Genomic DNA, 14,206 nt, shown 5'->3' on the forward strand with positions numbered 1-14,206 from the left:
GGCCCACCAACCACCACCGCTATGTGATGCTGGATGACATGGAGGTGTGCGTCGAGACCCGCACCACCTTTTCACCATCGGCACCCTTGAACCGAAAGCCAGAGCAGTCGTGAACACTTCCGAGCAAAAAACAGCCTCCATGCCCGCACCCGCCAAGGCCGACCCGAAACTGCCAAGACTGGCCGAGGTGCCCGCCTTCACGCAATGGATGTCCCAGGGATGGGCCGAGCCCGAACGCACCCCCGCCGCCACACCCGATGCCGCGGCCGCCGCAGCGGACCACCGCACCAGGCTTTCGGCCGCGCTGCCCGGAACGGCCTTCGTGGTCGCTGCGGGTTGGGCACCGGTGCGCAGCAACGACTGCTTCTACGACTTCCGGCCGCACTCGGACTTCCTGTGGCTGACCAATTGCCACGCCGAGGGCGCGGTGCTGGTGGGCACCCCGCGAGCCGGCGGCCACGACTACCGACTCTTCGTCCCGGCCCCGGCACTGCCCGGGGACCCCGCGTTCTTCACCAGCGCCGCGCACGGCGAACTCTGGGTCGGTGCCGCCCACGGTCCCACCCACTGGGAAGCGGCACTGGGCCTTCCAACCTCGCCGCTCGGTGCGCTGGACGAGGCGCTGGCCCGGCTCTCCGGCGCCGAGGCCGCCGGCAACCTTGATTCCTCCATGGTCGCAACGCATTCCCTGAAACCGTCGACCTTGCTGCGCCGCACGCTGGCCGAGCTGCGGCTGCTGAAGGACGCATGGGAGATCACCGAACTGCGCAACTCCGTCACCCACACCATCGAGGGCTTCTCCCAGGTCGTCAACCAGATCCCCACCGCCATCGCCGGCGGCGGGGAACGCTGGTTGCAGGGCACCTTCGACCGGGTCGCCCGCACCCACGGGCACGGCCCGGGCTATGCCACCATCGTGGGCTCCGCGCAGCACGCGCCGACCCTGCACTGGGTTCGCTGCGACGGACCGGTCGTCGAATCCGAGATGCTGCTGCTGGACATGGGCGTGGAGGAGAACAGCTTCTACACCGCGGATGTCACCCGCACCTTCCCGGCCAACGGCCGCTTCACCACCGCCCAGCGCGAGGTCCACGACCTGGTGGAAAGGGCGCACCGCGCCGGCCTGGCCCAGATCGCCCCCGGCAAGGACTTCACTGCCTTCCACACCTCCATCATGGAGGTCATCGCCAACGGGTTGAGCGACTGGGGCATGCTCCCGGTTTCCGTCGACGAGGCGCTCTCCCCGGCCGGCCAGCACCACCGCCGCTGGCTGGTCTGCGGAGTGGGCCACCACCTGGGCTTGGACGTGCACGACTGCTCCTCCGCTTCCTACGAGGAATACCAGGGCGCCACGCTGCAGGAAAACATGGTGCTCACCGTGGAACCCGGGCTCTACTTCCACCAGCACGACGAAATGGTCCCGCCGGAACTGCGCGGCATGGGCGTGCGCCTGGAGGACGACCTGCTGGTCACCGCCGACGGGCACGAGAACCTTTCGGACCCGCTGCCCCTCGACGCCGACGGCATCGAAGCCTGGATGTCAGCACAGGCAGGAGCCAAGGCGTGAGCCACACACGAGTCCTGACCGTCACCGAGGCGCTGGTCTTTGACGGCGAAAACCCCGAGCTCATCCGCGGCAACGTGACCTTCAAGGATGGACTGGTCACGGCCCTCGGCGCCCAGGAAGAAGGGGAGTTGCTCCCGGCCAAGGGCAGGGTCCTGGTCCCCGGGCTCATCGATGCCCATTTCCACGCCTATGCCATCTCGCTTGACGGCTTCCGCAACGAGCGCGGACCGCTCTCCTTCGCGGCCCTGGCCGGGGCCAAGCGCCTGGGCGAGGCACTGTCCCGCGGCTTCACCACCGTGCGCGACGTCGCCGGCGGGGACATCGGCCTGTCCAGCGCCATCAAGGCCGGGCTGCTGGATTCCCCGCGCTACTTCTACACCGGCCCGGCGCTGAGCCAAACCGGCGGGCACGGCGACCCGCGCGAGGCGGACGTGGATGTCTGCTTCGGCCACGGCCACATGTGCGAGGTCGTCGACGGGGTCGAGCCGCTTCGCGTGGCCGTGCGCGAACGCCTGCGCACCGGAGCCCACGCCATCAAGATCATGGCCAGCGGCGGTGTGGTCTCGTTGACCGACCCGCTGGCCATCCCGCAGTACTCGGACGAGGAAATCGCGGTGGTGGTCGCCGAGGCCACGCGCCGCGGTTCATACGTCGCCGCCCACGCCTACTCCCCGGCTGCCATCGCCCACTCGGTGCGCAACGGCGTGCGCTCCATCGAGCACGGCAACCTGCTCGATGTGCCCACCGCAGCGTTGATGGCGGAGCACGGTGCGTTCCTGGTGCCCACGCTGGCCGCCTACGCCGCCATGGACCGCCGCGGGGACGAGGTCGGCCTGTCGGAGGTCTCCAAGGCCAAGAACCTGGAGGTCCTCACCGCGGGCGGCGAGGCCATCAAGCTTGCACTGGCCGCCGGCATCCCGGTGGGCTTCGGCTCGGACCTGATGGGAGACCTTGCGGATGAGCAGCTCAACGGCCTGGCCCTGCAGATCGAGGCCGTGGGGGTCTTTGAGACGCTGCGCTCGGCCACGAGCGTGAACGCCGCACTGCTGCAGGAACCGACGCTTGGACGCCTGGCCCCGAACATGGCCGGGGATGCGGTTCTGCTGGACGGGAACCCCTTCGAGGATGCCTCGGTGCTCTTCGACGAGTCCCGGCCGCGCACCGTCATCCAGGGCGGCCGCGTGCTTTTGGCCCCATGACCGGGGCGCACACCGGCAGAACGACCGGCACGGCGTCACTGATTGGGGATTGACTTGGGGCGGTGCTAGGTTGGCCGTAGGACTCGACACGGGGTGCCGCCTGGCGGCTGAGAGATAGACCCGTTGAACCTGATCTCGATAATCCGAGCGAAGGGATGCCGGTCCGGCATGTCGCATGGTGGCACCCCGCTTTTGGGTACCACGTGGCGGCTCCATGGCATCCTTTCGTTCCAACGAAAGGTGCAAGAGAATGCTCATCAAGGACCAAATCGTACTTGTCACCGGTGCCGGCCGCGGGCTGGGCGCCGACCTGGCCCGCGCCTTCGCCCGCGAGGGCGCACGTCTGGTGCTGAACTACCGCTCCAGTGAATCCGCGGCCCAGGAACTGGCCGCCGAAATCGGTGCGGATCGCGCGCTCGCGGTGCGGGCCGACGTCTCGGACCCGAAACAGGTCGCCGAGCTGGTTGCCACGGCGCGGGCGCACTTTGGCGCCCCGATCACCACGGTGATCAACAATGCCCTGCCGGACTTTTCGTTCAACGGCGAGGCCCGCTCCAAGGCGGACGGGATCGGCTACACGGAATTCGGGGCGCAATTCACCGGCATCATCGGCGGCGCACTGAACACCATCCAGGCGACCCTGCCGGGCATGAAATCCGCGGGCTTTGGCAACATCGTCAACATCGGCACCAACCTCTTCCAGAACCCCGTGGTCCCGTACCACGACTACACCGCGGCCAAGGCAGCCTTGTTGTCCCTGACCCGCACGTTCGCCTCGGATCTGGGCCCGGAGAACATCCGCGTCAACATGATTTCCGGCGGACTGCTGCGCACCACCGACGCCTCGGCGGCCACCCCGGAAGAGGTTTTTGACCTGATCGCCGGCTCCACCCCCCTGCGCCGGGTCACCACCCCGGCCGAGTTCGCCGACGCCGCCCTGCTGTTTGCCTCTCCCTGGTCGCGGGCGGTGACCGGGCAGAACCTGGTGGTCGACGGCGGACTGGTGATGAACTAGGAACGGGGACAAGACTTTTCATGGACCCGACACGCCAACTGCACCTGAACGCCTTCATCTACGGCGCCGGCCACCACACCATGGGATGGCGCCACCCCGATTCCAGCGCCGACCGCGTCGGTGACATCGCCTACTACGAGGACCTGGCCCGGCTGGCGGAGCGCGGTTGCCTGGATGCGGTGTTCTTCGCCGACGGGCAAAGCGTCAACCACGAGTACGCGGCGGGGATCCCCTGGTTCCTCGAACCGGTGACCGCGCTGAGCGCCATGGCGCGGGCCACCGAGCACATTGGTTTGGTCACCACGATCTCTGCGAGCTTCTACACCCCGTTCCATGCCGCCCGGCTGCTGGCATCCCTCGACCACATCAGTTCGGGTCGCGCGGGCATCAACGTGGTGACTTCCATGTTTGACGCCGAGGCCCGCAACCACGGGTTGGATGCCCTGCCGGGGCACGCACAACGCTACGAACGCGCCGAGGAGTTCGTGGACGCCATGCAGGGACTGTGGGATTCGTGGTCGGATTCGGCGCTGGTGGTCGACCGCGAGGCCGGCCGATACCTCGATCCCTCCCAGATCCGCCCGATCAACCACCGCGGCAACCACTTCTCGGTTGCAGGCCCACTAACCGTCCCGCGGTGCCCGCAGGGGCGTCCGGTGCTGTTCCAGGCCGGGTCCTCGGAGGCCGGGCGTTCCTTTGCCGCCCGGTACGCCGAAGCCATCTACTCGGTTTCCTGGGACCGGGAATCGGCCTTGGAATATGCCGTGGACATGCGGAGGCGGTTGGAACTTGTGGGGCGGGCCGGGAATTCGGTGCCCATCCTTCCCGGGCTGGTCACCTACATCGGGCAGACCCGGGAGGAGGCCCGGGAAAAGAAGGCCGCCTTGGATGCCTACCTGGACACCGACTCGGCCATCACCCAGCTGAACATGTTCACGGGCCAGGACTACACCTCGCATCCGCTGGATGGGCCGGTGGCCGGCTTGCCGCCGGCCGAGGGTTTCACGGGCCCGCAGGGCCGCTATCTCACGGTGCAGCGCATCATTGAAACGAAGCAGCCCACGCTTCGCGAGTTGCTGGGATTCCTGGCGGCCGGCGGCGGGCATGCCACCATGATCGGCACTCCCACCGAGGTCGCCGACGAGATCGAGGAGTGGTTCATTTCCGGCGCCTGCGACGGCTTTAACCTCATGTGCCCCAGCTTCCCGGCGGGGCTGGATGACTTCGTGGAACTCGTGGTGCCGATCCTGCAGGCACGAGGCTTGTTCCGCTCGTCATACCCGGGCAGCACCCTGCGCGAGACCCTGGGCCTGGCCAAGCCGGCACGTCAGGAGATCGTACCGGTTTCTGGTTGATCGCCGGTTCCCGCGGGTGGGAGGCCTCGGAGTTCCCGGCGTTCTCCCACCTTCGAGCCACTACGATGGAACGCATGAGATTTTCACGTTCCAAAAATGCCGTGCTCCTTTCCGCTGCCGTCTTGCTGCTCTCGGTGAGCGGTTGCGCGACCATCGCCGACACCGCTTCCTCCGCCGCATCCTCGGCGGCTACTCAGCTGGCCGATGGGGCAAAGAAGGAACTCATCAAGAAGGTGTGCGCACCGATCAAGGACGGAAGCATCAACGCCTCCGACCTCAAGGTCGTCTCGTCCATGGTGGATGCGGTCCGCGAGGGCGGCTTGCCCCAAGAGATCGTCAGCGCCCTTGACGACGTTGCTGCCTCGGGCGACAAGGTTCCCGCCGATGTCCAAGCCAGGCTCGTCACCGCCTGCGACAACGCATTGGTCTAGGCGAACGGGCCACTGCCTTGCCAAGAGGAAGTCGCAGCGGCATTGCCGTGATCGTCGTGCTGCTTTGCGCCGTCGTCATCGCCGGTTACTGGCTATTCACGCCGAAGAACGACGACACCGGCCATCTATTGAGCAGCGCAACGGTCCAACATGTAGTTGACGGCGACACTTTGTATGTCTTGCTGGACGGGGAACGAACCAAGGTCCGACTGCTCAATGTGGATGCGCCGGAGCTCACCCACGGTGACCAGCCCGGGCAATGCTTCGGCCAAGAGGCCTCGCGGTATCTTTCCAAGAAGCTGCCCAAGGGTTCAACGATCCAGCTCGCATTCGACGTCGAGCGATACGACCGTTACGGGCGCACCCTTGCCTGGGTGACCCTCGAGGAAGAATCCATCAACGAGTCGCTTGTCGCCTCGGGGCATGCCAAGGCCATGAAGGTGGAACCAAACGTGCAGTTCTATGCCCAGCTGCTCACGGCACAAAAGCAGGCACAACGAGACAACGCAGGAATGTTCAGTCCTGCCCACGGTTGCCACTAGAACCGAGTTCGAATGGTTCCTTGCCACAGTTGGCGGTCCCGGCCTGGCGCACCATGGCCTGACCGTTCATTCTTAGATGGCTAGACTGGCGAGGTGAAGCAAGAATCAAGAGCCGTCAGAATCGACGCCTGGCTATGGTCGATTCGAATCTACAAGACCCGCTCGGCGGCGACCACGGCCTGCAGAGCCGGCCACGTGCGCCTGAACGACAAGCCCGCGAAGGCGGCACAAATTGTAGTTCCGGGCGACACCATCCGGGTCAGGCAGTCAGGCTTCGACCGGATCCTGGAAGTTACGGCAGTGATTGCCAAAAGGGTCGGTGCCGACATCGCAGCACGCTGCTACGTTGACCACACACCTGTCCGTCCCAAGGAAGTCATCCCCCAGGTCCCGGTAAGGGACAGGGGCGCGGGTCGACCGACGAAGAAGGATCGGCGTGAGATGGAACGGCTTCGCGACAATTTCCGTTAGCCCCGCGACTACGATGAGTAGTAGTCACTGGATACACGATTTGAAGGCGTTGTACCCGAACCCCTGATTGAGGAGAAACATGGCTCAGAAGAAACGCTGGAACGAAATTTCTGTTGTTTCGCGCTGGCGAATCGTTGTCTTGGGTATCGTCCAGCTGGCCTTGCAGTTCGTCGCCTTGCGCGATCTTGTCAAGCGACCTGCTGCCAACGTGCGCGGTTCCAAGGGTGCATGGGCTGCTGCATCATTTATTAATTTTTTGGGCCCTATTGCGTATTTGGCTTGCGGTCGGCTCCGCAACAAGAAATAGCGTTCGTTGATTTGTCCGCTCGCTTGTGGAGCAAGGGAGAAAGTCTCGTGAACGGTCTTGGTGGCTTTTTCGATCAGACCCGAATCCGTGAGCAGTGGATTTGCCGGGCTGATCTTCTGGCGATGGGCGGATAGCCGCCGGGATTCGTGTTTTGGGCATGCCGACGGCGCCGGGTCCGCCGCGACGCTTCGAAGGGTCCCCTTTTCCTTGGGAAGGTCTTTCTCGTGTGGTCGTGGGCGGTCAGTGCCCGGGATCAGCCAAGGCGACGGGAATTACTGTAGTTTCGGCAGGACGATCGTGAGCAGGTTCCGTCCCGGTGGCAGTCTCAGGTATGTAATCCCGGCCCAGCGGGTCACTCTTACTCGCGGATCCGGGTCTGACCCGACCTCGGGATCGACGTGTAATACAAGCGCTGTCATTAGGCCTCACCAACGCCCAAATCGCCTCACTGCTGCTTGTCAGCGAAGGCACGGTAAAGGCGCAACTGGCAAAGATCATGGAACCACTTGGCTTCAGCAACCGTGTCCAGCTCGCGGTCTTGGCCGTTCAGGCCGGGCTACTGGAAGAATCGCGAACGACCATGCCACTGGATGTCGGCCGCTTGCATCATGCGGCGCCGCGCGCCTGAAATTTTGACCAGAACTAATATCCCTGGAATGGGTCATAGGTGTTGAACATTTCCTCGCCGTCCAAGTAACGGCGCAGGTTTTTCGTGAAGAGTTCCACCAGGCGTGAATTCTCAGCGTCCACGTTTGCGGCAGTATGAGGGGAGAGAATCAGGTTTGGGGCGTCCCACAAGGGGTGCCCGGCTGGTAGTGGTTCCGGATTCGCCACGTCAAGAACAGCCCCGCCAAGATGCCCTCCGGCGAGCACATCGAGAAGGGCGTCCTGGTCGATGACCGGACCGCGGGCCAGATTTACGAGAAATGCCCCTTGCTTCATTTCGGACAGCCTCCGCTTGTCCATGAGCCCCGTGGTTTCTTCGGTCAGCGGGCATGCAAGAACCACGATGTCGTACTCCCTCAGCTGGCATTCCTGCAGGCTGACGGATCGCTCAAATGGCTTGTCCAGCAGTCTGCCCGCTCGAGTCGTTCCGTCGCAGCTGACTCCCATGAAGCTCAAGGTCCTGGCTACTTCGCTGCCAATGCTGCCCGCCCCGATGATCAAGGCGCGACGTCCGTGTAGCGTCTTCGATGCACCGTTTGTCCAACGGTGCACCTTCCGCTGCGATTCGAGGAATGGAAGTTCTCGGATGAAATAAAGCAGCCCGGCCAAGGCAAACTCGGCCAGGGGCTTGGCGTGCACGCCAGCGGCCGTGGTGATCCGAACCTTGTCTTCGGTGTGCCCCATCGCTACTGCCCGCGCACCGACGCCGGCCTGCGAGGCCTGGATCCAGTCAAGTCGCGGACTGTGTTCCCGCCAATCACGCGGTTGCCACCAGTCGAAGTCGAACATGACGGTGGCATTCGCCAGATGTCCCTGCCACTCGGCCAGCTGTCCTTCGGTGAGTTCACGAGGCTTGCCCCAATGATCCGCCCCGAATTGCGGGACGGGCAGCAACTCGGGCCGGTAAACGACGTCGACCTCGGGAATGGCATCGATCAGCCGGCCAACCAGCTCCTCCTGGAGATACGAGCAAATCAAGACTTGTGGGCGCATGGAGCTCCGGGACCTCTTTCGTGGGGTGGTGGTGCGAGGGGTCGCGACCCATGTGTAGTTGTTTCCGGCGTCATGAGAACGACACGACGGAAAAATTCGGGACCCTCGGACAGGCTACCTCGAGTGGTTCGATAAGGTGAGCGCATGACCACACTCGTAGGCGACAGCAAGGGCCCCAGGGAGACCCCGGTCCCGCGACACCACCAGCTCATCGTCTCGTTGTTCGGCCTGTACGCACGCCAGCACGGCGGTGCGCTGGCCGTGGCCACCATCATCGACCTGATGCGCGACATCGGGGTCGAGTCCACTGGAACCAGGTCCTCGATCTCGCGCCTGAAAAAGCGCGGCGTCATCGACAGCGTGCAGGTCAACGGCCGCAACGGCTACGCACTGGCCCCCTCGGTCATCGAAACGTTCATCGAGGGCGACGAACGCATCTTCCACCCCAGGCGGGCCAGGATCGGCGAGCAGTGGCTCCTGGCAACCTTCACCGTTCCGGAGTCGCAGCGCAACATCCGGCACAAGATCCGCTCCGCGCTGGTGCGCATGGGCTTCGGTTCGGTGACCCCGGGGTTGTGGATCGCCCCGGGCCATCTCCGCGATGCGGTTCTGGCCTATTTCAACACCCGCGGGCTGAACGAGTACCTCGAGTTCTTTATGGCCGACCACGTCGGCGGGGCCGACCTGCACAAGAACATCGGGGCCTGGTGGGACCTGCCGGCACTTGACGCCCTGTACTCGGACTTCCTCGAGCACAACCGGGGGCTTCTGGAGTCGTGGGTCCAGCGCGACGGATTCGACGTCGATCCCGACTCCGATGCCAGGGCGTTCGGCGACTACCTGGTCCTGGTCACCCAGTGGCGACGCCTGCCCTACCTCGACCCGGGGCTGCCCACAGAGTTCCTGCCGCGGAACTGGAACGCCCTTGAAGCCGAGCAGCTCTTCCAGCAGCTCCACGTCTTGTTGGCCCCGCGCGCGCAGCGCCATGCCGACCGCGCCATCGACGACCACGCGGTCACCGGATAGTCGGTCCCCCCACCTTAACAAGAAGCCGTGCCGTGCAACCGCCCCCTTGCGGGGAAGCTGTTGCACGGCACGGCTTCCTTGGTTGTTTGCCCTTCTTGCCGGCCCGGAAAACTAGGCGCGGTCCTGGATCACCGCAATGCCCTGGATCTCGATGAGGGCCTCGGGCTGCCACAAGCGGCTTACGCCGATGCCGGCGAGCGCCGGATACTTGCTGCCTGCCATCTCGCGCCAGAGCCGGCCAATCTCGCGGCCATTGGCCAGGTAGTCGTCTACGTCGGTGAGGTAGATGGTCACCGACACCAGGTCCTCGGGCTGTCCGCCGGCCTCGACGAGCGTTGCCAGGACGTTGGAGAACGCCTGCTTGAACTGGTCCACGATGTTGCCCGGAACGATCTTCATGTCCTTGTCCAGGGCGGTCTGGCCGCCCAGGTACACGGTCTTTCCCGCGAGCACACCGTGGGCGAATCCGGAGGGCTTGCCCAGTGAATCGGGGTTGATGGTGAGGTTCTGGATGAGGGTGGTTTCGGTCATCGTGCTCTCCTGGGGGTCTTGTGGCGATTGAGCGGCATTCCACTCTGGCGCAGGTTGGTGACGCGTGTTACATTGAGAATACGTGACGGCAGTCAAAAAGTCGACACAGTAGATTTGATGGATGGCGAAGGAGCCAACGGAATGAAACTCGCTACGGTTCGACATGGCGGGCGCACCACCGCCGCGCTGGTGGTGGCAGGCGGCTACCAGCCGCTGCCCGCACGCAATCTCAGCGAGCTGCTTGCCCTCCCCGGCTGGAAATCCATCCTCAAGGAAGCTTCCTCCGGACATTGCGGCCCCGATGTCCTGCCCGCATCCGAGATCGAACTGTTGAACCCGGTGCCGAACCCGGCAAAAGTCATTTGTTGCGGCCTGAACTATGCGGAGCACATCCTGGAAATGGGACGCGAGCTCCCCGACTATCCCACGCTCTTCGCCAAGTTCGCCGACACCCTCACGGACCCCGATGCCCCGATCGTCGCCGACGAATCGGTGGACCTGGACTGGGAGGCCGAGCTGGCCGTGGTTCTCGGATCCACCCTGAAGGACGCCTCCGAGGACGAAGCGGCAGCCGCCATCGCCGGCTACACCGTGGCCAACGACATTTCCATGCGCGACTGGCAGCGCCGCACCCTGCAGTGGTTCCAGGGCAAGGCCTTTGACCGCACCACGCCGCTGGGACCCGTGCTGGTCACCGCCGATGCGCTGGATCCAGAGGCCGGCCTCGAGGTCATCTGCAGCCTCAACGGCGAAGAGGTCCAGCGCGGGAACACCAAGACGCTGGTCTTCTCCGCAGCCAGGCTCCTGTCCTACATCTCCAGCTTCACCGTGCTGCGCCCCGGCGACGTCGTCCTCACCGGAACCCCCGGCGGGGTCGGCATGGGCATGGTCCCGCCGCGCTTCCTGAAGGACGGGGACGAGCTGGTCACGCAGGTCCCCGGAATCGGAACCCTGCACAACCGCATCAGCCTGCGAATCAACGCTTAACCCTGACAACCATGCCGACCGCCTCATCCACGCATCCAGCCACAGACCAAGGAGCCAAGCCCATGAAAAACCCGACCCCCACCATCTACCGCACCGAGGGCGAGAACACCGTCTACGCCAACTCCAACGGAGTCGTGGTCCCCGTGGTCACCCGCAAGGGCGAAGAAGACTCCAACACCGCGCAATCCGGGGACTGCGTCCGCGTCTCCGGCGTCAGCATCCAGCACACCCCGGCCACGAAGCTCTGGTTCGGCCAGGTCTCCAACACCCCGGGCTACCGCTCGCTGCCCCACCACCACGGCGAAGCCGAGACCGGCGGCTACGTGCTGCGCGGCCACGGACGCATCTACTTCGGCGAGAACTACGAGCAGTTCCTGGACATGACAGCCGGCGACTGGGTCTTCGTCCCGCCGTTCATGCCGCACGTCGAGGCCAACATGTCGATCACCGAGGACCTCGTCTGGCTCACCGCCCGCACCCCGGAAAACATCGTGGTGAACCTCGAGGAAGTCGACGACGAAACCCTGGAAGGATACCGCCGGGCATGAGCTCACAAATCTTCCTTGATGCCATCGACTTGACCGCTTGCGAGGCCGAGGTCTTTGACACGGCCTTCACCGCCATCCCCCAATATGTTCCGTGGCCCAAGGCCTACGGCGGGGACATGGTGGCCCAGGGTGCCTCGGCCATGATGCGCTCGGTGGACGGGGACAGGGAACTGCACTCGATGCATTCCTACTTCCTGCGCCCCGTGGACATGCACGTTCCGGTCCGCTACGAGGTCGAGCTGATGCGCGACGGCCGCGGCTACTCCACCCGCCAGGTGCGCGGCTTCCAAAACGGCAAGGCCGTCTACACCGCCCTGGGCTCCTTCCACGTACCCGAAACCGGTCCCGAACAGTCCACCACGGCACCGGCCGAATTCCTGGACCTGGATCCCGAAACCCTGGCCAGCGCGGCGAACGTGCTCGCCTCGGCCGAGGGTCCAGCCGCCGAGTACTGGTCCACCGGCCGGTCCTTCGACATGCGCCACGTTCCCGGGGCCCTGTACCTCGAGGTCGACGGCAAGCCCTCGGCCCACCAGGCGGTCTGGGTCAAGGCGTTCACCGAGCTTCCCGATGACCAGATCACCCAGCGCGCGGCCCTGGCCTACGTGTGCGACTACACCATCCTGGAACCGCTGCTGCGGACCCAGAACCTGTCCTGGAGCACCACCGGACTTGTCACCGCGAGCCTCGACCACTCCATGTGGTTCCACCGCAGCGGACGCGTGGACGACTGGGTGCTCTACGTCCAGGAAGCCATCTCCAGCCAAAACAACCGCGGCCTGGCCCTGGGCCGCTTCTACACCCGTGACGGCCAGCTGCTGGCCACCGTCGCCCAGGAGGGCATGATCCGCGGACCGCGCGGCTAAGGCACCACAAGCACCATTGCAATCTTGAAAATCGACTCTTGGAAAGAGACGGCAAGTTCATGGAATTATCGCTTTCGGCCCATCAAGACACCTTCACGCGCGACCACCTGCCGCCGCACGAATTGTGGCCAACCCTGGAATTCACGCTGCCCGAACTGCAGTACCCCGAAAGGCTCAACGCCGCGACGGTGCTGATCGACGACGCTGTGGCAAGGTTCGGTGCAGATTCACCGGCCCTGCTGGCTCCCGACGGAACGGTGCAAGGCTACGGGGAGCTACTCGCCCGCGCCAACCAGGTCGCCCAGGTGTTGGTCGAGGACTTCGGGATCGTCCCCGGAAACCGGGTCATGCTCCGGGCCCCCAACAACGCCTGGCTCGTGGCCTGCTGGCTCGGGGTTCTGAAGGCCGGCGCCGTCGTGGTCACCACCATGCCGGCCCTGCGCGCCCCGGAAATCGCCAAGCTTGCCCACCTAACCAAGCCCTCCCTGATGCTGTGCGACCACCGGTTCCTGGATGACGCCCGGGCCGCGGCGGGTTCCGCCTATCCGGTCGTGGCAGTCGGTTCGCAGGACCCCTCCGACCTGGTGGCACTTTCAGGTTCCAGGTCGGGCCAGTTCACCAACGTCGACACGGCGGCCGACGACGTGGCCCTGCTGGGCCCGACCTCCGGGACCACCGGGGTCCCGAAGATCACCATGCACTTCCACCGTGACATCCTGGCCAACGCTGACACCTTCGCCCGGCACATCCTGCAGCCGACACCCGGCGACGTGTTCGCAGGCTCCCCGCCCCTGGCTTTCACCTTCGGCCTGGGCGGATTGGTCGTCTTCCCGCTGCGCTTCGGCGCCAGCACCCTGCTCACCGAGCGCACCACCCCGGTGGAGCTCGCCCAGCTGTCCCACGACGCGAAGGCCACGATCCTGTTCACCGCGCCGACCGCCTACCGCGCCATCCTGAAGGAGGGCAAGGCGGAGTTGCTGCGCCCGTTGCGCCTGGGGGTCTCGGCCGGCGAGCATCTGCCGGCTGCCACCTGGGAAGCCGTCAAGGACGCCACCGGGCTGGAGTTGATCGACGGGATCGGCTCGACCGAGCTGCTGCACGTGTTCATCTCGGCCGCCGGGGCGGACATCCGCCCCGGCACCACCGGGACGGCGGTTCCCGGCTACCGCGCCACCATTCTTGACCTTGACGGCAACGAACTCGGGCCGGACGAGGTCGGCCTGCTGGCCGTCATCGGCCCCACCGGCTGCCGATACCTGGATGACGAGCGCCAGCACGCCTACGTCTCCAATGGCTGGAACGTCACCGGTGACACCTTCGTGCGCGACGCCGAGGGCTACTTCACCTACCAGGCACGCAGCGACAACATGATCGTCTCCTCCGGCTACAACATCGGCGGGCCCGAGGTCGAGGAAGCCATCATCCAGCACCCCGACGTGATGGAAACCGCCGTCGTCGCACGGCCCGACGAACAACGCGGCTCGGTGGTCTGCGCCTTCGTGGTGCTGGTGGACGGGGTCACCGGTTCGGCCGAGAAGGCCAAGGAACTCCAGGACTTCGTCAAGACGGTCATCGCACCCTACAAGTACCCGCGCGACATCCGTTTCGTCGACGAGCTGCCCCGGAACCCCAGCGGCAAGCTCCAGCATTTCAAGCTGCGCGAGGCCCTGGCCCAATCCCCGGCCCTCTAGCCACACTTCCC

The 14,206-nt window shown here is 65.1% G+C and carries 16 protein-coding genes and 1 riboswitch; of the genes, 14 read left to right on the plus strand and 2 right to left on the minus strand.

Features of this window, described 5'->3' with window-relative positions:
* The first annotated feature begins 139 nt into the window (after window positions 1-139).
* From J2T21_RS10280 to J2T21_RS20860, 9 genes are all read left to right on the plus strand, one after another.
* Window positions 140-1,567 carry an aminopeptidase P family protein gene (locus J2T21_RS10280; RefSeq protein WP_307581094.1) on the plus strand — a complete coding sequence of 476 codons (1,428 nt, stop codon included), beginning with the start codon at window positions 140-142 and terminating at the stop codon, window positions 1,565-1,567.
* Window positions 1,564-2,766, plus strand: coding sequence for a metal-dependent hydrolase family protein (locus tag J2T21_RS10285; protein WP_307581097.1), 1,203 nt, complete (start codon window positions 1,564-1,566; stop codon window positions 2,764-2,766). The genes J2T21_RS10280 and J2T21_RS10285 overlap by 4 nt, the downstream gene beginning before the upstream one ends.
* Before the next feature lie 79 nt (window positions 2,767-2,845).
* Window positions 2,846-2,939, plus strand: a riboswitch (TPP riboswitch).
* A 77-nt stretch (window positions 2,940-3,016) separates the two neighbouring features.
* Window positions 3,017-3,781 carry a 3-oxoacyl-ACP reductase gene (locus J2T21_RS10290; protein WP_307581099.1) on the plus strand — a complete coding sequence of 255 codons (765 nt, stop codon included), beginning with the start codon at window positions 3,017-3,019 and terminating at the stop codon, window positions 3,779-3,781.
* A 20-nt stretch (window positions 3,782-3,801) separates the two neighbouring features.
* The gene (locus J2T21_RS10295; RefSeq protein ID WP_307581101.1) at window positions 3,802-5,136 is read left to right on the plus strand and encodes an LLM class flavin-dependent oxidoreductase; all 1,335 of its coding nucleotides are present in this window, start codon (window positions 3,802-3,804) and stop codon (window positions 5,134-5,136) included.
* Window positions 5,137-5,210: 74 nt separating this feature from the next.
* Complete coding sequence (locus tag J2T21_RS10300; protein ID WP_286166731.1) at window positions 5,211-5,567, plus strand: hypothetical protein; 357 nt, start codon at window positions 5,211-5,213, stop codon at window positions 5,565-5,567.
* 17 nt (window positions 5,568-5,584) lie between these two features.
* Complete coding sequence (locus J2T21_RS10305; protein ID WP_307581105.1) at window positions 5,585-6,109, plus strand: thermonuclease family protein; 525 nt, start codon at window positions 5,585-5,587, stop codon at window positions 6,107-6,109.
* A gap of 93 nt (window positions 6,110-6,202) precedes the next feature.
* A complete protein-coding gene (locus J2T21_RS10310) occupies window positions 6,203-6,580 on the plus strand; it encodes an RNA-binding S4 domain-containing protein (RefSeq protein WP_307581106.1) in 378 nt (125 codons plus the stop codon).
* 79 nt (window positions 6,581-6,659) lie between these two features.
* On the plus strand, window positions 6,660-6,887 hold the full coding sequence (locus J2T21_RS10315) for a PLDc N-terminal domain-containing protein (protein WP_307581108.1): 228 nt from the start codon (window positions 6,660-6,662) through the stop codon (window positions 6,885-6,887).
* A 376-nt stretch (window positions 6,888-7,263) separates the two neighbouring features.
* The gene (locus J2T21_RS20860) at window positions 7,264-7,515 is read left to right on the plus strand and encodes a response regulator transcription factor (RefSeq protein ID WP_373457922.1); all 252 of its coding nucleotides are present in this window, start codon (window positions 7,264-7,266) and stop codon (window positions 7,513-7,515) included.
* A gap of 14 nt (window positions 7,516-7,529) precedes the next feature.
* On the opposite strand, the gene J2T21_RS10320 is transcribed toward J2T21_RS20860, so the two are convergent.
* Entirely contained in the window at window positions 7,530-8,546 is a 1,017-nt protein-coding gene (locus tag J2T21_RS10320; protein ID WP_307581110.1) for a D-2-hydroxyacid dehydrogenase, read from the minus strand.
* Window positions 8,547-8,690: 144 nt separating this feature from the next.
* On the opposite strand from J2T21_RS10320, the gene J2T21_RS10325 reads away from it, so the two are divergent.
* Window positions 8,691-9,572, plus strand: coding sequence for a PaaX family transcriptional regulator (locus J2T21_RS10325; RefSeq protein WP_307581112.1), 882 nt, complete (start codon window positions 8,691-8,693; stop codon window positions 9,570-9,572).
* A gap of 111 nt (window positions 9,573-9,683) precedes the next feature.
* On the opposite strand, the gene J2T21_RS10330 is transcribed toward J2T21_RS10325, so the two are convergent.
* Window positions 9,684-10,103, minus strand: a complete 420-nt coding sequence (locus tag J2T21_RS10330; RefSeq protein WP_307581115.1) for a RidA family protein — start codon at window positions 10,101-10,103, stop codon at window positions 9,684-9,686.
* A 141-nt stretch (window positions 10,104-10,244) separates the two neighbouring features.
* Between J2T21_RS10330 and J2T21_RS10335 the strand changes: the two genes are divergently transcribed.
* The 4 genes from J2T21_RS10335 to J2T21_RS10350 all read left to right on the plus strand — a co-directional run bounded on the left by J2T21_RS10335 (window position 10,245) and on the right by J2T21_RS10350 (window position 14,195).
* Entirely contained in the window at window positions 10,245-11,090 is an 846-nt protein-coding gene (locus J2T21_RS10335; protein ID WP_307581117.1) for a fumarylacetoacetate hydrolase family protein, read from the plus strand.
* 62 nt (window positions 11,091-11,152) lie between these two features.
* Window positions 11,153-11,638: a cupin domain-containing protein gene (locus J2T21_RS10340; RefSeq protein ID WP_307581119.1), complete on the plus strand. Its 486-nt coding sequence runs from the start codon at window positions 11,153-11,155 to the stop codon at window positions 11,636-11,638.
* Window positions 11,635-12,504 (plus strand): acyl-CoA thioesterase, encoded by an 870-nt coding sequence (locus tag J2T21_RS10345; RefSeq protein WP_307581121.1) that lies wholly within the window; start codon window positions 11,635-11,637, stop codon window positions 12,502-12,504. The genes J2T21_RS10340 and J2T21_RS10345 overlap by 4 nt, the downstream gene beginning before the upstream one ends.
* 59 nt (window positions 12,505-12,563) lie before the next feature.
* Window positions 12,564-14,195, plus strand: coding sequence for an AMP-binding protein (locus J2T21_RS10350; protein ID WP_307581123.1), 1,632 nt, complete (start codon window positions 12,564-12,566; stop codon window positions 14,193-14,195).
* Window positions 14,196-14,206: the final 11 nt, after the last annotated feature.

The sequence above is a fragment of the Paeniglutamicibacter psychrophenolicus genome (genome assembly GCF_030812255.1).
Taxonomy (GTDB): Bacteria; Actinomycetota; Actinomycetes; order Actinomycetales; family Micrococcaceae; genus Paeniglutamicibacter; species Paeniglutamicibacter psychrophenolicus_A.